The 23,916-nt window shown below is 71.8% G+C and carries 21 protein-coding genes; 9 read left to right on the top strand and 12 right to left on the bottom strand.

The features are described 5' to 3' along the window. Positions 1-143: 143 nt before the first annotated feature. From QE405_RS14775 to QE405_RS14730, 10 genes are all read right to left on the bottom strand, one after another. A complete protein-coding gene (locus QE405_RS14775; protein WP_307202073.1) occupies positions 144-1,250 on the bottom strand; it encodes an S-(hydroxymethyl)mycothiol dehydrogenase in 1,107 nt (368 codons plus the stop codon). A 40-nt stretch (positions 1,251-1,290) separates the two neighbouring features. Then, complete coding sequence (locus tag QE405_RS14770; RefSeq protein WP_307202071.1) at positions 1,291-2,298, bottom strand: oxygenase MpaB family protein; 1,008 nt, start codon at positions 2,296-2,298, stop codon at positions 1,291-1,293. Positions 2,299-2,378: 80 nt separating this feature from the next. Further along, on the bottom strand, positions 2,379-3,830 hold the full coding sequence (locus QE405_RS14765; RefSeq protein ID WP_307202069.1) for an aldehyde dehydrogenase: 1,452 nt from the start codon (positions 3,828-3,830) through the stop codon (positions 2,379-2,381). Between the two features lie 44 nt (positions 3,831-3,874). After that, on the bottom strand, positions 3,875-4,897 hold the full coding sequence (locus tag QE405_RS14760) for a hypothetical protein (RefSeq protein WP_307202066.1): 1,023 nt from the start codon (positions 4,895-4,897) through the stop codon (positions 3,875-3,877). A gap of 91 nt (positions 4,898-4,988) precedes the next feature. Next, positions 4,989-5,900: a fumarylacetoacetate hydrolase family protein gene (locus QE405_RS14755; protein WP_307202064.1), complete on the bottom strand. Its 912-nt coding sequence runs from the start codon at positions 5,898-5,900 to the stop codon at positions 4,989-4,991. Positions 5,901-5,935: 35 nt separating this feature from the next. After that, complete coding sequence (locus tag QE405_RS14750) at positions 5,936-7,195, bottom strand: FAD-dependent oxidoreductase (RefSeq protein WP_307202062.1); 1,260 nt, start codon at positions 7,193-7,195, stop codon at positions 5,936-5,938. Then, a complete protein-coding gene (locus QE405_RS14745) occupies positions 7,192-8,241 on the bottom strand; it encodes a cupin domain-containing protein (protein ID WP_307202060.1) in 1,050 nt (349 codons plus the stop codon). The genes QE405_RS14750 and QE405_RS14745 overlap by 4 nt, the downstream gene beginning before the upstream one ends. Before the next feature lie 113 nt (positions 8,242-8,354). Beyond that, on the bottom strand, positions 8,355-9,242 hold the full coding sequence (locus QE405_RS14740; RefSeq protein ID WP_307202058.1) for a MarR family winged helix-turn-helix transcriptional regulator: 888 nt from the start codon (positions 9,240-9,242) through the stop codon (positions 8,355-8,357). Between the two features lie 54 nt (positions 9,243-9,296). Beyond that, positions 9,297-10,652: an MFS transporter gene (locus tag QE405_RS14735; protein WP_307202056.1), complete on the bottom strand. Its 1,356-nt coding sequence runs from the start codon at positions 10,650-10,652 to the stop codon at positions 9,297-9,299. Positions 10,653-10,777: 125 nt separating this feature from the next. Further along, positions 10,778-11,422, bottom strand: coding sequence for a helix-turn-helix domain-containing protein (locus QE405_RS14730; RefSeq protein ID WP_307202053.1), 645 nt, complete (start codon positions 11,420-11,422; stop codon positions 10,778-10,780). 239 nt (positions 11,423-11,661) lie between these two features. On the opposite strand from QE405_RS14730, the gene QE405_RS14725 reads away from it, so the two are divergent. Genes QE405_RS14725 through QE405_RS14705 form a run of 5 tightly spaced genes read left to right on the top strand, consistent with a single transcriptional unit; the run spans position 11,662 to position 16,969 of the window. Next, entirely contained in the window at positions 11,662-12,819 is a 1,158-nt protein-coding gene (locus QE405_RS14725) for an aromatic ring-hydroxylating dioxygenase subunit alpha (protein WP_307202051.1), read from the top strand. Continuing rightward, complete coding sequence (locus tag QE405_RS14720) at positions 12,816-13,793, top strand: PDR/VanB family oxidoreductase (RefSeq protein WP_307202049.1); 978 nt, start codon at positions 12,816-12,818, stop codon at positions 13,791-13,793. Before QE405_RS14725 ends, QE405_RS14720 begins: the two co-directional genes overlap by 4 nt. Positions 13,794-13,840: 47 nt before the next feature. Next, entirely contained in the window at positions 13,841-14,668 is an 828-nt protein-coding gene (locus QE405_RS14715; RefSeq protein ID WP_307202047.1) for an IclR family transcriptional regulator, read from the top strand. Between the two features lie 34 nt (positions 14,669-14,702). Beyond that, positions 14,703-15,710: a PDR/VanB family oxidoreductase gene (locus QE405_RS14710; protein WP_307202045.1), complete on the top strand. Its 1,008-nt coding sequence runs from the start codon at positions 14,703-14,705 to the stop codon at positions 15,708-15,710. A gap of 47 nt (positions 15,711-15,757) precedes the next feature. Then, positions 15,758-16,969, top strand: coding sequence for a cytochrome P450 (locus tag QE405_RS14705; RefSeq protein ID WP_307202043.1), 1,212 nt, complete (start codon positions 15,758-15,760; stop codon positions 16,967-16,969). 15 nt (positions 16,970-16,984) lie between these two features. Here the strand turns inward: QE405_RS14705 and QE405_RS14700 are convergent, their stop codons facing one another. Then, complete coding sequence (locus QE405_RS14700) at positions 16,985-17,812, bottom strand: IclR family transcriptional regulator (RefSeq protein ID WP_307202041.1); 828 nt, start codon at positions 17,810-17,812, stop codon at positions 16,985-16,987. A gap of 83 nt (positions 17,813-17,895) precedes the next feature. On the opposite strand from QE405_RS14700, the gene QE405_RS14695 reads away from it, so the two are divergent. Then, positions 17,896-19,077, top strand: a complete 1,182-nt coding sequence (locus QE405_RS14695; protein WP_307202039.1) for a 4-hydroxybenzoate 3-monooxygenase — start codon at positions 17,896-17,898, stop codon at positions 19,075-19,077. A 27-nt stretch (positions 19,078-19,104) separates the two neighbouring features. On the opposite strand, the gene QE405_RS14690 is transcribed toward QE405_RS14695, so the two are convergent. Continuing rightward, the gene (locus QE405_RS14690) at positions 19,105-19,863 is read right to left on the bottom strand and encodes an IclR family transcriptional regulator (protein ID WP_307202037.1); all 759 of its coding nucleotides are present in this window, start codon (positions 19,861-19,863) and stop codon (positions 19,105-19,107) included. A gap of 71 nt (positions 19,864-19,934) precedes the next feature. Between QE405_RS14690 and pcaH the strand changes: the two genes are divergently transcribed. From pcaH to pcaDC, 3 genes are read left to right on the top strand one after another with little or no spacing between them, the layout of a single operon-like run. Next, positions 19,935-20,708: a protocatechuate 3,4-dioxygenase subunit beta gene (gene pcaH / locus QE405_RS14685; RefSeq protein ID WP_307202035.1), complete on the top strand. Its 774-nt coding sequence runs from the start codon at positions 19,935-19,937 to the stop codon at positions 20,706-20,708. Positions 20,709-20,718: 10 nt separating this feature from the next. Then, entirely contained in the window at positions 20,719-21,312 is a 594-nt protein-coding gene (gene pcaG, locus QE405_RS14680; protein WP_307202033.1) for a protocatechuate 3,4-dioxygenase subunit alpha, read from the top strand. A 4-nt stretch (positions 21,313-21,316) separates the two neighbouring features. Beyond that, the gene (gene pcaDC / locus QE405_RS14675; protein ID WP_307202031.1) at positions 21,317-23,830 is read left to right on the top strand and encodes a bifunctional 3-oxoadipate enol-lactonase/4-carboxymuconolactone decarboxylase PcaDC; all 2,514 of its coding nucleotides are present in this window, start codon (positions 21,317-21,319) and stop codon (positions 23,828-23,830) included. Positions 23,831-23,916: the final 86 nt, after the last annotated feature.

Here is a 23,916-nt window from a genome sequence, read left to right as displayed (position 1 = left end):
GTCGGTCGCAGGTGGGGATGACCGTGTGGTCTGACCACACCATAGCATGTGGTCAGACCACAGCCCCACCGTCGGACGTCATGCGCGGCGGTGGCCCCGGCCGACGGTTCGCATGACGTCCGACACGGAGAGGAGGGTGGGCGTCAGAGGACCACCACGCTGCGCAGGACCTCGCCGTGGTGCATCTTCTCGAACGCGGCCTCGACGTCCTCGATGCCGATCTCCTCGGTCACGAACGCATCGAGGTCGAGACGTCCCTGCCGGTAGAGGTCGACCAGCATCGGGAAGTCACGGTTGGGCAGGCAGTCGCCGTACCAGGACGACTTCAGCGACCCACCCCGGCCGAAGACGTCGATCAGCGGGATCTGCGGGACCTTCATGTCCGGGGTCGGGACGCCGACCAGGACGACGGTGCCGGCCAGGTCGCGGGCGTAGAACGCCTGTTCCCACGTCTCCGGGCGACCCACGGCCTCGATCACCACGTCCGCGCCGTCGGCACCCTGGTGGCCCGCCGCCGCAGCCGCGATCGCCTTGATCGCCGCGACCGGGTCGGTCTCCTTCGAGTTCACCGTGTGCGTGGCGCCGAGCTTCTTGGCGCCCTCGAGCTTCGCCTCGTCGATGTCGACCGCGATGATCGTGCCCGCGCCCGCCAGCGCCGCACCAGCGATCGCCGCCACCCCGACACCGCCGCAGCCGATCACCGCGACCACGTCGCCGCGCGAGACGTTGCCGGTGTTGATCGCGGCACCGATGCCGGCCATCACGCCGCAGCCCAGCAGGCCCACCGCGGCCGGGCGGGCCTCGGGGTCGACCTTCGTGCACTGCCCCGCGGCCACCAGCGTCTTCTCGGCGAACGCCCCGATGCCCAGGGCCGGCGACAGCGGCGTACCGTCGCTCAGGGTCATCTTCTGCGTCGCGTTGTGGGTGTTGAAGCAGTACTGCGGCTCGCCGCGGTCGCACGCGCGACAGTCGCCGCACACCGCGCGCCAGTTCAGCACCACGAAGTCGCCCGGGGCGACCGTCGTGACGTCCTCGCCGACGGCCTCGACGACACCTGCGGCCTCGTGGCCCAGCAGGAACGGGAACTCGTCGTTGATCCCACCCTCGCGGTAGTGCAGGTCGGTGTGGCACACCCCGCACGCCTGCACCTGCACCAGCGCCTCCCCCGGCCCCGGGTCCGGCACCAGGATCGTCTCCAGGCTCACCGGCTCCCCGACCGACTTCGCGACGACTGCCTTGACCTCGTGCATCTCTGTCTCCTCGGTGGTGGGCGGGCTGTAGTGGCCGGGCTCAGTCGCCCGTCGGGGCCGTCACGGGCAGGTGGGGGCACAGACCCCCGTGGTGGGACACCTGGCCGTCGAGCCGTCCTGCTCGGCGGTGTGCCGCGACGTCGACGCCCGAACCCGAGGCCGTGCTCGCGCTGGCGCGACGGCGCCGGTCGAGGATGCTGTCGCGGGGATCGGGCAGGACATAGGTGGAGGCAACGATCCCCACCCACATGAACGCGCGAGCTGCCAGGGCGTACGGCGGCGCGGGGGGCTCGATGCTGTGCGCCCGTCGAACGTGGGGCGAGAGGAACGTCGTGACGAGTGCGCGACCGAACGGCCGTAGGGGACGCGGGAACCACGTACGAGCGAAGTTCTCGATGGCCGAGGTGGTCGAGAGGTGGCCGGGTCGGTGGACCGGCCAGGGCCTGGCCTGATAGTCCTCGACGAGCTGGACCATCTGGTCGAAGTCTCCTGGGAAGGCGGTCGCATCGAGTGCCGGCCGACCGGTCGTGGCGACGGTGAAGTGGGCAGCGAGCCGGGACCAGAACTCCCAGGTGGCTCGCTGCTGGGCCTCGCTGAAACCGGGCATCCCCAGCCGGCGTGCGGTGCTGTGGAAGAAAGTCGCGTTCAGGCAGAGGATGTAGACGTAGTCCTCGGGCGAGGCGAATCCCTGGGGAAAGTCGCGCGCGAAGTGCGCGTGGTACTTGTTGACCATGCCGACCGAGGCCGTCGTGACCGCGTCCGCGGGCCCGTGCTCGAACCACATCATGAGGTGGTCGACGGAGTCGTCGCGGCGCAGGTTCGGCTGCGTGTTGTAGGTGCCTTCCCCATGGCGCCACACCGCGTCCGTCACCGCTGGAGCGATGCCGGCCGCGGGTGTCCCGACCGCGTAGAACCACGCGAGCTGGAGCGGGTTGACCCGGTACAAGGTGCTCAGCCGCACGATCTCGGCGAAGTCGGTGCTGGGGTCGAGCTGAGCGATCCGACGGTCGATCCACTTGCGACCTTTCGGTGAGGTCGTCGCGGTCATAGCTGCCTCTTCAGAGTGCCGATGGTGGGTGGGTGTCGTGGGGCCGCCCAGCGGGCGACCCCACGACATCGGGTCGTTGTTCAGTCGAAGCGGTAGACGGACTTCAGCTGCTGGTAGGCAGCCAGCCCCTCGGGACCGAACTCCTTGCCGATCCCGCTGGCCTTGACGCCCCCGAACGGACCCTGGGGGTCGGGGAGGTAGCCGTTGATCCCGATCGTCCCCGTGTGCACGGCGTTGGCCACGCTGGTCGCGCGCTCGGGGTCGGTGCTCCACACGGACCCGCCGAGGCCGTAGTCGGAGTCGTTGGCGATCGCGACCGCCTCCGCGTCGCTGCCGTACGGGATGACGCTGAGGACCGGTCCGAAGATCTCCTCTCGGGCGACGGTGGCGTGGTTGTCGAGGTCGGCGAAGAGGGTCGGTCGGACGAACCAGCCGTGGTCGAGGCCATCCGGCCGGCCGGCGCCGCCGACGACGACCCGCGCACCTTCGGCGGCCCCGCGCTCGATGTAGCCGTGGACGCGATCGCGCTGGGTGCTGCTGGCCATCGGGCCGATGAGTGTCGACTCGTCCAGGCTGTCGCCGACGGGAGCGTTGGAGATGAGCGCGGTGAAGGCGTCCACCACCTCGTCGTACCGGTTCCGCGGCGCGAGAACCCGGGTGCCGAGGAAGCAGACCTGACCGTTGTTCGCGAGGGTCGCGCCGAAGAGCGACTGGCCGACCCTGGCGAGGTCGAGGTCGGCGTCGTCGAGCACGATCGCAGCGCTCTTGCCGCCCAGCTCGAGGGAGACCGGGCGCAGGAGTCCGGCACAGGCCTGGGCGACGGCGCGCCCCCCGGCTGTGGACCCGGTGAAGGCGACCTTGTCGATGCCGGGGTGGGAGACGAGGTACGCCCCCAGGTCGCGCCCGCCCGGGACGATGCTGATGACGCCCTCGGGGACGCCCGCCGCAATGGACGCCTCGGCTAGGAGGTAGGCGTCGAGGACCGTCTCGGGTGACGGCTTGACCACGAAGGTGCAACCGGCGGCCAGGCCGGGGGCCAGCTTGGTCGCGGTCAGCGACTGCGGCACGTTCCAGGGGACGATCGCCGCGACGACGCCGACGGGACTTCTACGGACCGTCACCGTCGAGGCCAGGATGCCGTCGCGCACGTCCTCGACGGGCTGCTTGCGGACGAGGTCGGCGTAGTAACGGAACAGGAGCGGCGGGAAGCTCTCGAGCTGTCGGGCGATCGCGATGGGCATGCCGTTCTGGGCGGAGATCGCGGCGTACATCTGCTCCGCGCGCTTCTCGTACTCCGCGGCCAGGCGGTCGAGGACGTCGGCCCGCCGGGAGGCGTCCCAGGTCGCCCAGCCGGTGGGGTCGTCGAAGGCGCGTCGGGCCGCTGCGACCGCCGCGTCGACATCGGCGTTCGAGGCCTCCGGCACGGAGCCGATGACCTCCTCGGTGGAGGCGGAACGGACAGTGATGCGGTTCTGGGACGAGGGGGCGGTCCAGACCCCTCCGATGAGCAGCTGTGTGTGGTCGGCAGTCATGGGTGTCCTCCGGGGTGCGTGTCGTGGGGCAGGGCGAGGCGAGGTCAGGCGGAGCGGTCGGCGAGCCGGACTGGTGCGGCGGTGTCGTGGGGTCCGGTGGCAACGGCGTGCGCGGGGCAGGTCACGGCGGTCTGGCGCGCGGTCCGGGTGCGTGCTCTCTCGTTGCGGGTGGGCACACGCGCGCGTCCCGTCGCGGCCCGTCGGCGCCGGTGGATCTCCGGCAGGGACACCTCGGGGTCGGCGACGACTTTCTCGTTCACGACCAGCGCCGCCCTGAATGCGCCCCGGACGAGCCGACGCACGAGGGGGTGCGGCCGTGCCATGCCGTGCGCGGCGAAGATGAAGTCGGGGTAGAGCGAGGTGACCATCTGCTTGGCCAGCGGATGCAGCACCCGGGGGAAGTGCCGCTCGGCGAAGGGTCGGAGGATCACGTCCGTCACTTCGTGCCCCAGGGGGTTGCGAGGCCAGTTCTCGCCCTCGTAGCGGTCCATGTACGCATTGATCTCGGCGAAGTCGGACGGGAACCCCTCGAGGGGGCGGTCGTCGGGGCTGCCGACGTTCACGAACTGCTCCGCCATGCGCGACCAGAACTCCCACGCGGCGACCTGCATCTTGTCGTCGAACCCCGGCAGGCCGAGGCTGATGCGGAGCCGGTGCATCATCGCGGCCTCGTAGCACAACGTGTAGACGTAGTCCTCGTTGAAGGTGAACCGACCCGGGTACTGCTGGGCCCAGTAGCGGTGCAGGTTGTTCAGCGAGCGCACCGAACGCTGCGTGTCCGGGTGGTCCGGCCCCTTCTCCCACCACACCAACATGTGACGGGACGTGTCGTCCATGCGCTTGTCGGGATCGGTGTAGATCTTGCCGGTGCCACCGCGCAGCACGGCCTGCGCGCCACGCAGGGGGGCGATGAATCGCGGGAAGGTGATCGCGTAGATCCAGTCGAGCATGAAGTCGTTGACGTAGTAGACGCTCGACAGCGCCCAGATGCGCGCGTAGTCGGTGTGGGGGTCGAGGGTCGCCATCTCTGCGGCGATCCACTTCCGGGGCTTGGTGCGTCGGGCCATGGGGGCCTCCTGTCGTGCCCGAGCTGGATGAGATGAGTCGTGCGACGTGGGTCGCGAACTACCGGCGTTCTCCTGCCGGTGGCAGCAGCGGTCAGCGCTGTCGCACGGGGGTGACGGACGCCGGCGGCTTGGGTCCGCGGTCTGCGCCGCGGGTGGGACTGCGGACGGCGCCCGTTGCGCTGACCTTGGCGGAGAGACGTCCGACACGCGAGATCTCCACACGGACGTCGTCGCCGTCGCGGACCTGCCCGACCCCGGCGGGAGTTCCCGTGGTGAGGATGTCGCCGACCTCGAGCGTCATGACGGACGACGCGTACGCGATCAGAGCCGGCACGTCCCAGATGAGGTCGGCGATGTCGGCGTCCTGGCGGAGCTCGTCGTTGACCCAGGTGCGCAGGCGCAGCTCGCCGAGCGGGCCTACTTCGTCCGGTGTGACGACGGCAGGACCAACCGGGGTGAACGTGTCGAACGACTTGCGGGTCGACCTGTCCTCGCCGCCCCGCATGGTCATGTCCAGGAGGCAGGTGTAGCCGGCCACGTAGTGCAGGGCGTCGGCGGCCGCCACGTGGCGCGCGCGTCGCCCGATGACGAGGGCGAGCTCGCCCTCTTGGTCGAAACGGCGGTCGGAGTAGGGGAGGGTGACCGTCGCGCCGTCGGCCGCTACCGAGGAGGGCGCCTTGAGGAAGACGCCCAGCGCGTCGATGTGAGCGTCCTGGTTCATCTCGGCCTGGTGATCGGTGTAGTTCACCGGCGCTGCGACGACCTTGGAGGGGTCGGGGACGACCGGGAGCAGCTCCACGTCCGTCAGGGGGAAGCCTGGGAGGCCGAGGAGGTCGTCGGCCTGGGTGGGCAGGCGACCGTCGTATGCGTGGAGGAGGCGACGGATCGGGCTCAGTCCCGCGGTCGGTGCGGGGAGACGGGTGCCGAGATCCATGACGCGGTCGCCGATGATCGCACCCACGGAGGTGTGGGTGGAGGCGGTGCGGAAGCTGACGTACTGCATGGATGTCCTTCTGGTCGAGAGATCGGGGAGGCGTGCTAGGACGCGGCTCTGGTCGCCCGTTCGGCGGCTCCCGGGGCAGGGTTGTCCAGGAGGGTGAGGCTGCGTTCGGCGTAGAGCCAGTCGAGCTCTGAGTAGTCGTCAGGTCGGCGCTGGCGCAGCAAGCGGTTGCGCAGACCGAGCACGGTGGGGTCCTCGGTGTGCCACAGGGCTCCCCACGGGCGCGCCGCCTCCTGGCAACGTGCGCCGATGGGGCGCCGCACGTCCTCGTAGGCCTGGAAGGCAGCAGCGTCGTCCCCCGGGTGCGCGCGGAGTGCCGCGCCCAGCTCGACGGCGTCCTCCAGCGCCTGGCAAGCGCCCTGACCGAGGTACTGGAGCATGGCGTGGGCGGCGTCCCCGATGAGCACGCTGCGCGACGTGCTCCACGGCCGCATGGGTCGACGGTCGAAGACCGGCCAGCCGCGGGAGACGTCGATGAGGTCCACCGAGGCCCTGACCTGCGGACAGGCGCGCGCGAAGACGTCGGCGAGCTCCGTGAGGTCGCCGTGCGGTTCGACACGGCTCGGGGGGCGTTCGTAGACCGCCACCTGGTTGTAGAGCGTGCCGCTGCGCACGGGGTACTGCATCAGGTGCATGCCGGGGCCGATCCAGAGCAGCACCTCGTCGTCGCTGACCGGGCCGGGGATGTCGTCGATGGCGATCGCGCCGCGGTAGGCGATGTGACCGCTGAAGGACGGCTCGCTGGTGTCGAGGAGGTGGCGCACCCGCGACCGGATGCCGTCGGCGCCCACGATCGTCTGCGCACGGTCGCGCGTGCCGTCCGTGAAGAAGACGTCGGCGTGGGACGCCGTCTCGTGCACCTCGGCGACCGCGCGTCCGTTCTCCAGGTGGACGTTGGGCTCGGCATGGCAGGCGTCGAGCAGTGCATCGAGCACGTCGCGCCGGTGGGCGACGGCATACGGATAGCCGTAGCGATCCACGAACCGCCGACCGAAGTCGAGCACGGTGAGCTCGGACCCGTCCACGGCATCGCGCACCACGCCGCGGGCCGGGAACACGGCTGATCGGGCCACGGCGGCGTAGACGCCGAGTCGGTCGAAGGCGCGCATCGCGTTCGGACCGAGCTGGAGTCCTGCGCCGATCTCCCCGAACTGGGGGGCCTGCTCGACCAGGTGCACGTCTCTCCCGGCGCGTGCGGCGGAGAGTGCCGTGGCGAGCCCGCCGATGCCACCACCGACGACCAGGACGTCGTGATGTGCGGACGGGCGTGTCGTCGGGGTCGTCTCGGTGGTCGTCATGCCGGCACCGCCGTCCGACGGAAGAGACCGAGGGCGTCGAGGACGGGGGCGTCGCTCGTGGTGAAGATGTCGATCGTGGTGTCGGCCTCGAGCTGGTGCTCACACCACGAGGGCACCACGAAGACGTCGCCGGCGACGAGCGAGAACCGTTGGTCGCCGAGCCGGACCGTTCCTGCGCCGTTGAGCACGGCGCACACGCGGGTCCCGGTCTGCCGGTCGGTCGACGTGGTCGCGCCGGACACGACGCGACGCATCTCGCACCGCAGGGTGGGCATCACGTCGCGGTCCCGGCTCGGGTCGCGGTAGCGCACCTCCGCCTGGGCTCCGTCACCGAGCTCCAAGAGCGCGTCGAGGGCAGCATCCGTGTCGGCCCACCGGTAGACGGAGAGCGGCGAGTGGCGCTCCTCGTGCAGGACGCTGCTGACACCGGTGGGCACAAGACCCGGACCCTGGCCGTAGCGCCGCTCTGCCGCCGAACGCGGAAGGACCGACTCATCGGCCTCCTCCGAGGGACCCTCCTCGAAGAAGACGGCATCGAGGGCCGCGACCATGGGCAGGTCGAGGACGTCCAGCCACATCATCGGCTGGGCGCTGGGGTTGTGGTGCTCGTGGTAGACCCACGACGGCGTGAGCACGAGGTCACCCCGGCTCATCGGCACCGGGTCACCGTTCAAGACGGTATACACACCATCTCCGTCGAGCACGAAGCGCAGGGCGCCAGGCGTGTGGCGGTGGGCGGGCGCGACCTCGCCGGCACCGAGGAACTGCACCGCCGCCCACAGCGTCCCGGAGATGAAGGGAGCGCCGTCCAGGCCGGGGTTGGCCATGGCGAGCACTCGCCGGTCGCCGCCGCGGTCCACGGGGACGAGCTCCCCGGCACGAGCAGCCAGCGTCTGCAGTTCTCGGGCGCTCCAGCGGTGCGGTACCGACTGGACGACGGGCGTGGGGGTCAGCAGGCCGGACATCTCCCACAGCGGCTGCAGGTGGACCCGATCGATGTCGGCGTAGTACGCGTCGAGCTCGGGCTCGTCGGCGTGGTAGCGCACGTGCTTCCTCCTCTACTCGGACCCTGATGATCTGCGATGTGGCCGGGATCACGATAGTAGTACGTATACAAACTAATGGCAACCAACGAGGGCCAGACCGAGCTCGCACCGCCCTAGGCGACGGCGATGCGAGAAGGCCCGTCGACCACGCGGCTGACCCGCTGGGCGAGACCGAGGAAGCGCGTTCGGTCATCCCCTCCCAGTGGCAGCAGCAGCTCGTCCTGCACGCCTTGCACCGGGCCGGCAAGCAGGCGCACGGCGGTCTCGGCCGGTGCGGTGACACGGACCGGCCGGCTTCGCCGGTCTCCGGCATTCGGAGCGGCTTCGAGCCACCCCCGCGCGGTGAGCCGGCCCACGATGTCTCGCACGCTGGAGGAGTCCAGGGACGCGCGAGTGCCGATCTCCGCATGGGTCGCGGTGCCGGCGCGGAGAACGGCTGCCAGCACCGCGTACTGCGGTCCGGTCACATCGGTGACGTGATCGGACCACAACGCCGTGTGCAGCTGCTGAGCCCGGCGGATCAGGTAGCCCGGCGTGCGCGCCATCACCAGGGACCGGTCGTGCACATGCTGGCCGACGATGGGCGAGTCGTCGAGCCGGGCCACCTGCCCCAGGAGGTCGACGAACGTCTCCCGCTCGGGTTCCGAGAGAGGGGACAGCAGGGCTGCCTGGACCTGCCGCGCCGCAGCGGTGAGCACGGGCAGCTTGATTGCTCCGTCGCCGGTGGTCTCGAGCAGCCGTCGCCGACGGTCGTTCGGGTCCTCTACCCGCCGGATCCAGCCGCCCGCCACGAGTCGGGACACGATGCCCGCGGTGGTCGACTTGTCGAGCGAAGCCAGCTCGCCGGCGAGCTTCTGGTCGAGCCCGGGCCACCCGTCGACAGCGACGAGCACGGCGTACTGAGGGCCGGTCACGTCGGACACGATGCGGGACCAGGCCTCGGTGTGCACCTGCTGTGCTCGACGCAGCAGGTGCCCCGGAGCGGTGAGATGGTCGACCACGCCACGCTTGTCCACAACTGGCCCCCGAGTGCTCTTTTCGGCTGACGACGCAGCCTAGACGCCGTCCCCGACAGGCGCCGGGACTGGCTCTTCCTCGCGGAGGAAGAGCAAGGCGAGGAAGCTCGCCGCGCCGAGGGCGGCCATGTAGACCGCGATGGGCCAGGACGCGGCGTACGCCGCGAACAGACTGGTGGCGATCGTAGGCGCGAAGGCCCCGCCGAGCACCGATCCCACCTGATAGGCGAGCGACGACCCGCTGTAACGCACGGACGCGGGGAAGAGGTCGGCGACGAGCGCCGCCTGGGGTCCGGCCATGGTCGCGACCGCGACAGCCGCGACGCTCAGCGCCACGCCCATCGACACGACCTCGCCCGAGTCCACGAGGCGGAAGAAGGGGAACGCCCACACGCTCACCAACAGGGCTCCCGCGAGAAAGACGCGCTTCCGGCCCACGCGTTCGGCGACCACGGCCGAGATCCCGATGGCCACCAGCCAGGCGAGGCTTGCGACGACGATCAACCAGAGCACCGTTTGGGAGCTGTGGCCGATCACACCGACGCCGTACGACAGCATGTAGACGAGGATGAGGTAACCCAGGGCGGGAGCGGCGATCGACGCGGCGCTCGCGAGCAGCAGGTCCGACTTGTGCGAGCGGAAGACCTGCACCAGTGGAGATCGCAGGACCTCCTTGTCCTCACGCAGTGCAGCGAACTCCGGGCTCTCCTGCACCTTGAGGCGGAGGACGAGGCCGACCACGATGAGGACGGCGGAGAGCAGGAACGGCACGCGCCAGCCCCACGCGGCGAACTCTCCCGGTGCGAGCCGCTGCACCGCGACGATGAACGCGACGTTGGCCAGGATCACGCCGGCCGGGAGACCCATCTGCGGGAGGGACCCGAAGATCGCGCGGCGGCGGGGCGGGGCGTACTCGACCGACATCAGCACGGCGCCGCCCCATTCCCCGCCCACGCCGAAGCCTTGGACGAGGCGCAGCACGACGAGGAGGATCGGGGCTGCGATCCCGATCGTCTCGTATGTCGGCAACAGGCCGATGAGCACGGTCGCGACGCCCATCAACATCATCGAGGTGACGAGCATCGACTTGCGCCCGACCCGGTCGCCGAAGTGACCCATGACGATGCCGCCGATGGGACGCGCGATGAAACCGACGGCGAAGGTGGCGAATGCTGCCAGCGTGCCGGTCAGAGGGTCGGCCTGGGGGAAGAACAGGGGACCGAAAACCAGCGCCGCCGCGCTTCCGAAGATGAAGTAGTCGTACCACTCGATCGTCGTGCCGATCAGGCTCGCCGCCGCGACTCGGCGGCGCTGCGTCGGTGTCGGTTCGCGTCGGGGCGGGACCCGCGGGGCGTCCGACGGGCCGGGCCGGCCTGCTGCAGTGGTGGCACTCATGTGTCCTCCAGGAAGAGAAAGTACGTATGCGGAGGAAGTTAGGACTGCCGCGGTGTGACACGCAACACATCAAAGCAGTTTGGTACTGCGGTACATCGACCGCTCGGCCCGCGCGGCCCGCTCTGTCACGTGGCGGCCAGCCTTTCGAGCGTGCCGGGTCCGAGGACGTCGATGAGGCGGAGGGCGCAGAGCACGTCCGTCTCCGTGCCGTCGAGGGGGGCGGGTAGTCGTGCTGCTGCCCGTCGGATCCGGTAGACCATGGTGTTGCGGTGGACGTGCTCGCGTTGCGCAGCTCGTTGCAGGCTGCGACCGGCCTCGAGATAGCCGCTCAGCGCGCGGCGGTCGTGCGCAGCGGTCTCGGTGTCGTCGGCCAGCGGACCCAGGGCGTCGCGCACCAGCTCGCGCGCCCGGGCCGCGTCCTGCGCCAGGGCGGACACGAGGGCGGCGGTGCGCAGGGCGTCGGCGCGGTGGTCCGCGTGGTCCGCCAGCCATGCCGCTATCGCGAGGGAGACCTGAGCGCCCGCCGGGCCGATCAGCGCCGGTCCGACTCCCAGGAGCGGCCCGCGGGACGCTGGCGACGTGCCCATCGCTTGTCGCAGGACGCGCTCTGCGATTGCTCCGCGCACGTCGAAGCCGACGGCGTACGCCACGAGGCCGGGACCTGGACCCAGGTGCAGCCGACTGTGGGCGTCGATCGGGACCGCGCCCAGGATCGCGGGGTGGACGGCAGGGGTGTCCGCGCGCTCGAGGACGACCAAGTGTCGACGCATGGGTGCCGCTCGGTGCTCGAGCTGGCCGAGGCGGCCCGCGCACGTCGCCAACCATGTCGTGGCGGACGCCATGGTCGAAGGCGGGGGTGGCGGTCTGTGACCCGTCACCTCACGTTCCATCGATCACCTGTCCAGCCTCCCTGCTCCGTGGACTCCCGGCCGAGGCGCCCCGTGGTTGACGATGTGAGGGCGATCACTCATTCTATTACGTATACGGACTATCTGGAAGGACGTGCTTCATGACCGATGTCGCTCGAGCAACCCCTACGGCCGCCCACGACGCCCGCGGCGGGGACGACGACCTCGGTGGCCTCACGGACATCGCGGCAAGCGAGTGGCCCATGGACGCCTGGTACGCCGCTGCTTACGACGCCGAGGTCGGTCGCCGTCTGACATCCTTCACGGTCGCGGGCTTGCCGGTGGTGCTCTACCGCACGCTGGACGGCACGCCTGTCGCGCTCGCCGACGCCTGCTGGCACCGTCTCGTCCCCCTCTCGATGGGGCGGCTGTGCGGGGACGAGGTCGAGTGCGGGTACCACGGGATCCGCTACGACGCCGAGGGTCGGTGCACCCACATGCCGGCACAGCGGACGATCAACCCGAGCGCCGGTGTCAGAGCCTTCCCGACGGTCGAGCGGCACCGGTTCATCTGGGTGTGGCCGGGCGACCCCGCGAAGGCCGACCCCGAGCTGGTGCCCGACATGCACTGGAACGATGACCCGCTGTGGGCCGCCGACGGCAAGGTGATCGAGGTCGACGCTGGCTACCAGCTGATCCTCGACAACCTGATGGACCTCACTCACGAGGAGTTCATCCACACCTCGAGCATCGGCAACGACGACCTCAGCACCGCTGAGTTCGACACCGTGCACGACAAAGCCGGACGCCGAGTGACCGTGACCCGCTGGATGCGGGGGATCGAGCCGCCCCCCCTGTGGAGGCACCTGCTGAAGATCAAGTTCCCTGAGTACCACGGGCCGGTGGACCGGTGGCAGATCATCCACTACCAGGCGCCGGCGACGATCTGCATCGACGTCGGCGTCGCCATCGCAGGCACCGGAGCCCCCGAGGGCGACCGCAGCCAGGGCGTGAACGGTTACGTGTTGAACACCATGTGCCCGACCGGTCCGAAGACGGCGCGCTATCTGTGGGCGATCGCCCGGAACTTCGCGATCGACAAGCAACGCGTCACCACGGAGCTCCGCGAGGGAGTGGGCAACGTCTTCTTCGAGGACGAGACGATGCTCAACGCGCAGCAGCGCGCCATCGACGACAACCCGGGCTACGACTTCTACAACATCAACATCGACGCGGGCGGCATGTGGGCCCGGCGCCTCATCAAGGACATGATCGCCGAGGAGAAGAACCCCGATGTCTCCGCAGGTGGCCTCACATGAGCGCCACGTCGCAGAAGCGGTGGACGTGGGCAGTCGTCGACAGCGTCCGGGATGCGGCAACCGGGGTGCGCGAGATCGCGCTGCGCTACGCGACCGCGGTGCCCGGTGCCGACCCGGGGAGCCACATCGACGTCCGCACAGCCGGCAACGACATCGCCGGCGTCCGCAGCTACTCGATCGTGCGCGTCGCGGACCGGCGTCACGTGCTCGTGCTGGGCGTCAACCGGGCAGACCGATCACGCGGAGGCTCGGCCCGCATGCACTCGCTTCGCGCGGGCGACCGCCTCGCCACCACCCAGCCGCTCAACAACTTCGACTTCGCCACCGGAGGTCGTCCGGTCCGGTTCCTCGCAGGTGGAATCGGCATCACGGCGTTGTACGGGATGGCTGCGCGGGCGAGGTCCGTGGGGGACGACTACACCTTGACGTACGTGGGCCGAGAGCGCGACCGCATGGCGTTCCTGGCCGACCTCGAGATCCTCCACCGCGACCGGATGCACGTGCACTGCGACGACCGGTCCGGTCGCTTCGACGTCGCGGGATGGGTGCGCTCCGTCCCACGGGGCGCTGTGGCCTACCTGTGCGGTCCCCTGCGGCTCATGGACGCGGTGCGTGAGGCATGGCGCAGCGACGGCCGGCACTCCCGTGACCTCCGCCTCGAGACGTTCGGGGCCAGCGGACGGTTCGCCAACCAAGCGTTCACGGTGCGCGTACCTGCACACGGTGTCGACCTCGAGGTGCCGGCGGAACGCTCGATCCTCGAAGCGCTCGAGGATGCCGGCCTCGACATGATGTTCGACTGCCGCAAGGGCGAGTGCGGTTTGTGCCAGGTCAAGGTGCTGGGACACCGTGGTGAAGTCGACCACCGGGACGTCTTCCTGGACGCTGCCCAGCACGATGCGGCCCGGCTCCTCTGCACCTGCGTGACGCGGCTCAGCGGCCCCGGGGCCGAGGTCACTCTGGAGCTGCCCTGACATGACGGGGCATGGAACGTTGCGCATGATCAGCTGGAGGTGAGCCCGTGGCGCGGTCACCCTCCGGTGAGGGCGTCGTCGAGCGCGTCGTGCGGATGCTCGAATCGTTCGATCCCGCCACGCCGGCCATGACCGTCGGCGAGCTGGCGGCTCGGGCGGGCCTGCCCCCATCGACGGCATCGCGGCTGGTGGACCAGCTCGTCTCCCACCAGCTCCTTCGTCGTGACGCGCGCGGCCAGGTCCGCGTCGGGGTCAGGATGTGGGAGCTCGCCGCCCGCGCGTCGCCCGCGCAGGTGCTCCGTGAGGTCTCGATGCCCTTCATGGAGGACCTGCAGGCGGTGGTCGGGCACCACACCCAGCTCGGGGTGCTCGACGGGCGTGACGTGCTTTTCCTCGAGCGCCTTTCCGCCCGCGGCGCGGTCATCAACGTTACCCGGATCGCCGGGCGTCTCCCCCTCCATGCGTCCTCCGCCGGTCTCGTCCTGCTTGCCCATGCGTCACGCGGTGTGCAGGAGCAGGTTCTGGCGGGGCCGCTGCAGTCCTACACGCATTCCACCGTCACGGATCCGGCCCGTCTGCGAGCCTTGCTGGCCGACGTGCGGCACCAGGGTTTCGCCGAGTGCCGCGGCCACATCGACCTGGCGGCGACCGGGGTCGCCGTCCCGGTCCGTGAACCGAGCGGCAGCGTCATCGCCGGGCTCGCTCTCGTCATTCCCAATGATGGCAGCTCGACGCGGCCACGCATCGACGTGCTGCGCACCGCAGCCCGGGGTCTCGAGCGGGCCCTCCGCGGGCCTCGGGGGGCAGCTGAGCAGCGCGTCAGCTGCGGCGACGCGCAATCCGAGCCGTCCGCCCGTTCAATGGGAAAGCCATAGTGACCGCTGTCACTATCGGGGCATCCTCCGACGCATGTCGCTCTCATCGTCGCCCGCCGCAGCAGGCCGGCCCGCGCCCGTCGTGGCGTCCGTCGGTGCCTCCGGCCGGGTAGCCCTCGTCGTCACCGCCAAGGACCCCGTCGCGGACGGCGTGGTCAGGCTCCGCCTGGAGGCGCCGGGAGGACTGCGACTGCCGGACTGGACGCCCGGAGCGCACATCGACCTGGGTCTCCCCAACGGACTCACCCGCCAGTACTCGCTCTGCGGTGACCGGTGGGACCCACGCTCCTACGAGATCGCCGTGCTGCGCGAGCCCGACGGCCGTGGCGGCTCAGCCTTCGTCCATGATCATCTCGCCGTCGGCGACGGGATCGAGGTGGGTGGGCCTCGCAACCACTTCCCGCTGGTGCCCGCCGATCGCTATCTCTTCGTGGCCGGTGGGATCGGGATAACTCCGATGCTGCCCATGATCGAGCAGGCAACGATGCTCGACACGCCCTGGTCGCTCCTCTACGGCGGCCGCAGGAGGGTCTCGATGGCGTTCGTCGATCGCCTCGCACGCTGGGGCGATCGGGTGACCCTGTGGCCCCAGGACTCCCACGGACTCCTCGACCTGGCGTCGGCGGTCGATGCCGAACCGTCCGGCACGAAGATCTACTGCTGCGGCCCCGCGCCGCTGCTCGCCGCCGTGGAGTCTGTGTGCACCGACAGACCAGTCGGGCACTTGCGGATCGAGCGGTTCGAGGCGCGCGAGCAGGGCCCGCCGGTGCGCACGACCGGCTACGAGGTGGAGCTCGCCCGCACCGGCACGGTGCTCGGCATCCAGCCCGGGGACAGCGTGCTCGACGCTCTCGCGGCAGCGGGAGCGCCCGTCCTGGCCTCCTGCAGGCAGGGCGTGTGCGGGACGTGCGAGACCACCGTGCTCGCCGGCACCCCCGACCACCGCGACTCGCTGCTCGACGAGGCGCAGCGCCGCCGGAACGACTGCTTCTACCCCTGCGTCTCCAGGTCGGCGAGCGACCGCCTCGTCCTCGACCTCTGACCTCTCGGCTCACCTGCCCGTCCAGCGCCCACCGAAGGAACACCACCATGTCGCTCGCCACCCCGGATCCGACCGTCGAGGCCCCGGCCCTGGACGTCGACCCCTTCGGGCCGGAGATCCTCGCCGATCCCATCCCGTTCCACGAGCGTCTGCGCGCGGCCGGCCCCGTCGTGCACCTTCCGCGCTACGACGTCTACGCGATGGGACGCTACGCCGAGGTGCACGCCGCACTCGTCGATTGGCAGCGTTTCCAGTCTGCGGCGGGCGTGGGACTGAGCAACTTCCGCTCTGAGAAGCCGTGGCGACCGCCGAGCCTGCTGCTGGAGACCGACCCTCCGCATCACGACGCCCCTCGCCACGTCCTCGAGCCCATCCTGAACCCCCGCGCGCTGCGTGCGTTGCGTCCGCGGTGGGAGACAGCCGCCGAGGAGCTTGTCGAGGACCTGCTCGAGCGTGAGCGCTTCGACGCGGTGTCGAACCTTGCCGAGCGCTTCCCGCTGCGGGTCTTCCCCGACGCGGTCGGCATCCCTGAGGAGGGACGCGAGAACCTGCTGCCCTACGGCGACCACCTCTTCAACGCGTTCGGTCCCGTCAATGCGCTCGTCGAGAAGGGGTTGCCGAGGATCGCTGGGGTCTCCGGGTGGGTCAACGAGCAGTGCCGTCGCGAGGTCCTGTCCGCGGACGGCTTCGGTGCGCGCATCTGGGAGGCGTCGGATTGTGGCGACATCACCGCCGAGCAGGCGCCGCTCGTGGTCCGCTCGCTCCTGTCCGCCGGGGTCGACACCACCGTGCACGCCCTGGGAGCGGTGATGGCCGGTTTCCTGTCGTCACCCGAGCAGTGGGAGCGCCTGCGAGCAGAACCCGCCCGGGCCCGGGTCGCGTTCGACGAGGCGATCCGATGGGAGTCACCCGTCCAGACCTTCTTCCGCACGGCCACGTGCGACGTTCGTGTCGGTGACGTGGTCGTCCCCGAGGGGCGGAAGATCCTCATGTTCCTCGGCTCGGCCAACAACGACCCGAGCCGGTGGGAGCGCCCCGAGGAGTTCGACCTGGACCGCGACCCGTCGGGTCACGTGGGGTTCGGCATGGGAATCCACCAGTGCGTCGGCCAGCACGTGGCGCGGATGGAGGCCGAGTGCGTGCTGCACGCGCTCGCCCGTCGTGTGAAGAAGATCGAACCGGACGGTATCCCGGTCCGCCACCTCAACAACACCCTGCGGGGCTTCTCCTCCCTGCCTGCTCGCCTGGTGGCCCGCTGAGCGGAGCGCCGCGGTTCAGCCGCGCTGGCCGACCGCGGCCCTCGCCAGGGCGCGTCCCGTGCCCGAGGCCGCGACCTGCAGCGCGGCCAGGATCCGCGGGCGGTCGCGGCGCAGCGACGGCACCACGACGCCGAGCGCCGCGACGACCTCGCCGGCTCCTCCCGGGTCGCCGGTCCCGCCCGTCCCGCCCGTCCCGCCCGTCCCGCCCAGGCGGATCGGCACGGCGATCGAGCAGGCCCCGAGGGTCATCTCCTCGGCCGTGGTCGCCACGCCCTCCCGGCGGATCCGCCGCAGCTGCTCGGCGAGGACCCCGGGCGACGTGATCGTGTACGGCGTCAGTCGCGGCCGCCCGGACAGCTCGCTGAGCACCCGGGCGACCACGTCGGCCGGTGCGTGGGCGAGCAGCACCTTGCCGACCCCGGTGGCGTGCAGCGGCAGGGTGCCGCCGACGCGGCTGACCACCGGCACCGTGGTGCGCCCGGCGAGCCGCTCCAGGTAGAGGACCTGGTCGCCCTCGCGCTCGGCCAGGTGCACGGTCGCGCGGGTCGCCGCCTGGAGGTCCTGGAGGAAGGGGGCGGCCGTCTCCCGGAGCCCGCTCTGCATGGGGGCGAGCAGCCCGAGGTCCCAGATGCGTCGGCCCACGGCGTACCGGCCGTCCTCGCCGCGCTCCAGGGCGCCCCCCGCGACGAGCTCGCGGGCGATGCGCAGGGTCGTCGGCACGGGAAGGTCGGCACGGGTCGCGAGCTCGGTCAGGCCCAGCCGCCGGTGTCGGTCGTCGAACGCGCCGAGCACCGCGAGCGTCCGCCGGACCAGCGACGCCCCCGGGGTCCCACCACCCGCCACGGACTGCTCCCCTCGGAAACGCGTTCCACTCAGTGACATCCTAGGGGAGGTGATGCCCGTCACGGGCCCCTAGCGTCCTCGCCGTGACCACCGCATCCACCACCCGCACCCGGGTCGTCGTCGTCGGCGGCGGCCCCGCCGGTCTCCTCCTCTCCCACCTCCTGCACCTGGCCGGCATCGAGTCGGTCGTGCTGGACCATCGCGAGCACGACGAGATCGCCACCACCCATCGCGCCGGCATCCTCGAGCGCGACAGCGTCCGGCTCCTCGTCGACTCGGGCGCCAGCGAGCGGGTGCTCACCGAGGGGGACCGGCACGGGGGCATCTACCTGCGCTTCGGCGGCGTGAGCCACCACGTCGACTTCGAGGCGCTCGTGGGCGCGTCGGTCTGGCTCTACCCGCAGACCGCGGTCTTCCGCGACCTGCACGCCACCCGCTCGGCCGCCGCGGGCGACCTGCGGTACGGGGTGAGCGACGTGCAGGTGCTCGACGTCGCCGAGCCCCGCGTCACCTACACTGGCACGGACGGTCGCACCCACGAGGTCGTCGCGGAGGTGGTCGTCGGGGCCGACGGTTCCCGCAGCGTCTGCCGTCCGCTGGTGGCGGACCGGAAGCAGTACCTCCGCGAGTACCCGTTCGCGTGGTTCGGGATCCTCGCCCAGGCGCCGCGCAGCGCCCCCGAGCTGGTCTACGCCCGCTCCGAGAAGGGGTTCGCCCTCATCAGCCAGCGCACGCCGGACGTGCAGCGCATGTACTTCCAGTGCGATCCCGGTGAGGACCCGACAGGCTGGAGCGACGAGCGGATCTGGGAGGAGCTGCAGGGGCGGGTCGCCGGTGTGGACGACTTCGGGCTGCAGACGGGCCCGGTGCTGGAGCGCAGCGTCCTGCCGTTCCGGAGCTTCGTCCAGACGCCCCTGCGCCACGACCGTCTCGTGCTCGCGGGGGACGCCGGGCACACGGTGCCGCCGACCGGGGCCAAGGGTCTGAACCTGGCGATGGCGGACGTGCGGGTGCTCGCCGAGGAGCTCGAGCGGTTCCTGCTCAAGGGCCAGGCCGACGCGCTGGAGACCTACACCGACCGCGCGCTCGCGCGGGTGTGGAAGGCCCAGCACTTCTCCTACTGGATGACCACGATGCTGCACCGCTCGCCCGACTCCGAGGACTTCGACGAGGCGCGGCAGCTCGGTGAGCTCGAGAGCCTGGTGAGCTCCACGGCCGGGTCCACCTACCTCGCCGAGGGGTACACGGGCTGGCCGACGGTCTGATCCGTCCCCGGCGGGGGAGGGGGCGGGTCAGAGCGACCGGGCGATCCCCGCAGCGGCGGTGCGCAGCGACGCCAGCAACCGCGGGCGGTCGCGCTTGAGCGAGGGCACGACCACGCCGAGCGCGGCCACCACGGGGGCGTCGGGGGCACTGCCGCGGCGTACGGGGACCGCCAGCGAGCACGCCCCGGCCGACACCTCCTCGACGGTCGTGGCGTAGCCGTCGCGGCGGGCGGCCTCCAGCTGGCGCCGCAGCGTGCCGGGCTGCACGACGGTGTAGGGCGTCAGCCGGGGCAGGGGGCCCGCGAGGAGCTCGTCGAGGACCGCGGGCGGTGCGTGCGCGAGCAGTACCTTCCCGACGCCGGTCGCGTGCCCCGGCAGCCGGCTGCCCACCGTCGAGATGATCGGCACCGAGGCCCGTCCCGACAGCCGCTCGACGTAGAGCACCTCCGTGCCCTCCCGCACCGCGAGATGCACGGTGGCGAGCGTGGCGGCGTAGATGTCCTGCAGGAACGGCGCTGCCGCGGCTCGCAGGTCGGTCTGGACGGCGGCGAGCAGGCCGAGGTCCCACAGTCGCCGACCCACGGCGTAGGTCCCGTCGCCGCGACGCTCCAGGAGCCCCCCGGCGACCAGCTCGGCCGCGAGCCGGTGCGCCGTCGGTGGGGCGAGGCCCGAGCGCTCGGCGAGGCGGGCGAGCGGGAGCCGGCGGTGCTGGTCGTCGAAGGCCCCGAGGAGGGCGACGATGCGTTGCGCGACCGTCGTCCCGGGCTCGCGCGCGTTGCCGGCCATCTCCGCCTTCCTTCCGCTGAGTGGAAGATGTGAGGCGCCGAGCGTACCCGTGCCGCACTACCGTCGCAGGCGTGACCACCGAGACCCAGGCGGAGCTCTCCGCCGAGATGGCGACGATCGCGCAGGACTACGCCGCGTCCGTGGCCGCCGGTGCGCCCGTCGAGACCCGCCCCCGGCTCGACTACCCGCCCTACCGCAGCAGCATCCTGCGGCACCCGACGAAGTCGTTGCACCACGCCGATCCCGAGGAGGTCGAGCTCTGGGCGCCGGCCTTCGGCCCGACGGACGTCGACCCCCTCGAGGCTGACCTCACCATCCAGCACGGCGGCGAGCCCATCGGGGAGCGGATGGTCGTCACCGGACGTGTGGTCGACGGCGAGGGCCGTCCCGTGCGCCACCAGCTCGTCGAGCTGTGGCAGGCCAACGCGGCCGGCCGCTACGTGCACAAGCGCGACCAGCACCCCGCGCCCGTCGACCCCCACTTCACCGGTGCCGGTCGCTGCCTCACCGACGGTGACGGCTGGTACCGCTTCACCACGATCAAGCCCGGCCCCTACCCGTGGCGGAACCACCGCAACGCCTGGCGGCCCGCGCACCTCCACTTCAGCCTGTTCGGCACGGAGTTCACCCAGCGCCTCGTCACGCAGATGTACTTCCCGGGCGACCCGCTCTTCGACCTCGACCCGATCTACCAGTCCATCGTCGACCCCGCGGCGCGCGACCGGCTCGTCGCGACCTACGACCACACCGTGACCACGCACGAGTGGGCGACGGGCTACCGGTGGGACATCGTGCTCACCGGCTCCCACCGCACCGTGCGCGAGTCCGACGTCGAGCACCTCTGAGAGGACGACGATGACCTCCCCAGCACGGACGCCCGGTCAGACCGTCGGGCCGTTCTTCCACTACGCCCTGCCGTACGCCGGCGACCGCGACCTCGTGCCCCCGGGTGCGCCGGGCGCGGTCCGCCTGCACGGACACGTCGTCGACGGGGCCGGTGCGCCGGTGCCGGACGCCCTGGTCGAGATCTGGCAGACCGACCCCGGCGGCGCGGTCCCCCAGGTCGAGGGCAGCCTGCGCCGCGACGGCTTCACCTTCACCGGCTTCGGCCGAGCGTCGACGGACCGGCGCGGCGCCTACTCCTTCTCGACGCTCACCCCGGGGCCGGCCCGGCCGGGTGCGGCGCCGTTCTTCGCCGTCACCGTCTTCGCCCGGGGACAGGTGGACCGCCTGTTCACGCGGGCTTACCTCCCCGCGGGCGCACCCGGCGTCGACGAGCAGGCGCTGGCCGCCGACCGGCTGCTCGCCTCGTTGCCCGCCGAGCGGCGCGCGACGCTGCTGGCGACGGCCGACCGGCAGGGGTACGTCTTCGACGTACGCCTGCAGGGCGACGACGAGACCGTCTTCCTCGCCTTCGACGGTCGTCGCGGGTCGGCCGGGGGAGACTGACCGGGTGCCCGACCTGTTGTGGCCCGGCGACGAGCGCGCCGGCGACCTCTTCGACGACACCCGCCTGCTGGCACTGATGGTGCGGGTGGAGCAGGCCTGGCTGGACGGGCTCGTGGCGGCCGGCGTCGCGCCGACCTCCGCCGCGGCGGTCCTGCCCGGTGTGGGGGAGGACGACGCTGCCGACCTGGCGCTCGGCGCCGAGGGGGGCGGCAACGCGGTGATCGGGTTGGTCGGTGTGCTGCGGGAGCGGCTGCGCGCGACCGGCGCGGCCGACGCGGCGACGTGGCTGCACCGCGGCCTCACCAGCCAGGACGTCGTCGACACCACGCTGGTCCTGGCGCTGGTCGACGCCCTCGACCGCGTCGACGAGGCCCTCGGTCGTGCCGCCGACGCGCTGGCCGACCTGGCGCGCGAGCACGGGGGGACGGTCATGGTCGGCCGCACCCTCACCCAGCACGCCGTGCCCACGACCTTCGGCCTCAAGGCGGCCGGCTGGCTGCGGGGCGTCGTAGCGGCCGCCGAGGAGGTACGTCGCGCCCGTGCCCTCCTGCCCGTGCAGGCCGGCGGGGCCGCGGGCACGCTGTCGGCCCTCGGCGAGCTGACGTCCCTCGGGGCGACTGCGCGCACCGGCGCGGCCGTCGACCCCCTCGCGATCACCGACGTCCTGGCCGACGCCCTGGGGCTCGCCCGTTCGGTGCCGTGGCACACCGACCGCACCCCGGTCACCCGCGCCGGGGACGCGCTGGGCACCGCGACCCAGGCCTGCGGCCGGATCGCCACCGACGTGCTCACCCTGGTGCGGTCCGAGGTCGGCGAGGTCGGGGAACCGACGGGCGAGGGCCGCGGCGGCTCGTCGACCATGCCCCAGAAGCAGAACCCCGTGCTGTCGGTGCTCGTGCGGCGCGCCGCGATCACGACCCCGGGCCTCGTCGCGACGTTGCACGCTGCCGCCGCGCTCGCCGACGACGAGCGGCCGACCGGCTCGTGGCACGCCGAGTGGGCGACCCTCCGCGACCTCGGACGCCGCAGCGTCGTGGCCGCCGACCAGACCGCCGAGCTCGTGGCCGGGCTGCGGGTGCACGCGGACGTGATGGGCGAGCGGGCACGGGCCGCCTCCTCCGCGGGGCTGTTGGCCGAGCGCGACGCGGTACGGCGGGCCGCGGGCGCCGACCCCGCCCCCGGCCCCCGCGGACGCGGCCCACGATCCCTCGACGTACCTCGGTGCCGCGGACGGGATCGTCCGTCGCGTCGTCGAGCAGGCCGAGCGCCTGCGCCGCGAGAGCAGGAGAGAGCAGTGAGCGTGCCCGACATCCGCACCGTCGACCTCGGGGGCCGGGGTCCCGTGCTGCTGCTCGGCCCGTCCCTGGGGACGTCCGCGACCGCGCTGTGGGAGACCACGGCCGCCGCGCTGGCGGCCGACCACCGCGTCCTCGCCTGGGACCTGCCGGGTCACGGGACCAGCCCCGCGCCCCAGGACCCCTTCGACCTGGGGGAGCTGGCGGCGGGCGTGCTGGCGGCGCTCGACGCCGCGTTGGCCCACGAGGGTCGGAGCGGCGAACGCGTGCTGTACGCCGGCGTGTCCGTCGGCGGTGCAGTGGGGCTCCAGCTCCTGCTCGACGCGCCCGAGCGGGTCGTCGCCGCAGCCCTGGTCTGCACCGGCGCGCGGATCGGGGAGGCCGCGGGCTGGCACGAGCGAGCCACCCTCGTCCGAGCGTCGGGCACGTCGAGCGTGGTCGACGGCGCGCGGCAGCGCTGGTTCGCGCCGGGGTTCGTCGACCGCGACCCCGAGCGCGCCGGCCTGCTCCTCGATGCGCTCGCCGCCGCCGATCCCGGGGGCTACGCGCACACCTGCTCCGCCCTCGCCGCCTTCGACGCGCGCGACCGGCTCGTCGAGGTCGCGGCGCCGGTCCTGGCGGTCGCCGGTGCCGCCGACCAGGCCACGCCGCCCGCCGACCTCGCGGCGATCGCCGACGGGGTGCGCAACGGGCGCCTCGTCGTCCTCGACGACGTCGCCCACCTGGCCCCTGCCGAGGCCCCCGACCGGGTGGCAGCTCTCCTCGTGCCGTTCCTGCGGGCCCACCACGGCGCAACGGGCCCCGCGGTGGACCGCGACGGGGTCCCGTCGTCGGCGACGATCGAGGAGCAGCGCGCCGCCGGCATGCGGGTGCGGCGCGCCGTGCTCGGCGACGCGCACGTCGACCGCGCCACCGCCGCGGCGACGGGGTTCACGGCGGGGTTCCAGGACTTCATCATGCAGTACGCCTGGGGCGGGATCTGGACCCGCCCGGGGCTCAGCCGGCACTCCCGCTCCCTCATCACCCTGACCGCGCTCGTCGCGCGCGGTCACCACGAGGAGCTCGCGATGCACGTCCGCGCGGCGATCGGCAACGGGGTCACGGTCGACGAGCTCGAGGAGCTCTTCCTGCAGACGGCGATCTACTGCGGTGTGCCCGACGCCAACACCGCGTTCCGGATCGCGCAGCGGACCCTGGCCGAGATGGGCATCGACCTCGGCTGAGGGTGCGCGCCGTCCCCTTCCGCACGTCATGCAAAGCGGTGGCCCCGGCCGACGGTTCGCATGACGTCCCAGGGGGAAGGGCGGGG

Source organism: Nocardioides zeae (assembly GCF_030818655.1).
Taxonomy (GTDB): Bacteria; Actinomycetota; Actinomycetes; order Propionibacteriales; family Nocardioidaceae; genus Nocardioides; species Nocardioides zeae_A.
Note: the sequence above shows the minus strand (reverse complement) of the source record. Positions and strands in the feature narration are given on the sequence as shown.

What these genes read in the sequence shown, in the direction of transcription:
- QE405_RS14775 (WP_307202073.1), bottom strand. Translation starts at nt 1,250, where the DNA reads ATGCACGAGGTCAAGGCAGTCGTCGCGAAGTCGGTCGGGGAGCCGGTG.
- QE405_RS14735 (WP_307202056.1), bottom strand. Translation starts at nt 10,652, where the DNA reads ATGAGTGCCACCACTGCAGCAGGCCGGCCCGGCCCGTCGGACGCCCCG.
- QE405_RS14730 (WP_307202053.1), bottom strand. Translation starts at nt 11,422, where the DNA reads ATGCGTCGACACTTGGTCGTCCTCGAGCGCGCGGACACCCCTGCCGTC.
- QE405_RS14755 (WP_307202064.1), bottom strand. Translation starts at nt 5,900, where the DNA reads ATGCAGTACGTCAGCTTCCGCACCGCCTCCACCCACACCTCCGTGGGT.
- QE405_RS14760 (WP_307202066.1), bottom strand. Translation starts at nt 4,897, where the DNA reads ATGGCCCGACGCACCAAGCCCCGGAAGTGGATCGCCGCAGAGATGGCG.
- QE405_RS14765 (WP_307202069.1), bottom strand. Translation starts at nt 3,830, where the DNA reads ATGACTGCCGACCACACACAGCTGCTCATCGGAGGGGTCTGGACCGCC.
- QE405_RS14690 (WP_307202037.1), bottom strand. Translation starts at nt 19,863, where the DNA reads ATGGCCGGCAACGCGCGCGAGCCCGGGACGACGGTCGCGCAACGCATC.
- QE405_RS14710 (WP_307202045.1), top strand. Translation starts at nt 14,703, where the DNA reads ATGTCGCTCTCATCGTCGCCCGCCGCAGCAGGCCGGCCCGCGCCCGTC.
- QE405_RS14705 (WP_307202043.1), top strand. Translation starts at nt 15,758, where the DNA reads ATGTCGCTCGCCACCCCGGATCCGACCGTCGAGGCCCCGGCCCTGGAC.
- QE405_RS14725 (WP_307202051.1), top strand. Translation starts at nt 11,662, where the DNA reads ATGACCGATGTCGCTCGAGCAACCCCTACGGCCGCCCACGACGCCCGC.
- pcaG (WP_307202033.1), top strand. Translation starts at nt 20,719, where the DNA reads ATGACCTCCCCAGCACGGACGCCCGGTCAGACCGTCGGGCCGTTCTTC.
- QE405_RS14720 (WP_307202049.1), top strand. Translation starts at nt 12,816, where the DNA reads ATGAGCGCCACGTCGCAGAAGCGGTGGACGTGGGCAGTCGTCGACAGC.
- QE405_RS14750 (WP_307202062.1), bottom strand. Translation starts at nt 7,195, where the DNA reads ATGACGACCACCGAGACGACCCCGACGACACGCCCGTCCGCACATCAC.
- QE405_RS14770 (WP_307202071.1), bottom strand. Translation starts at nt 2,298, where the DNA reads ATGACCGCGACGACCTCACCGAAAGGTCGCAAGTGGATCGACCGTCGG.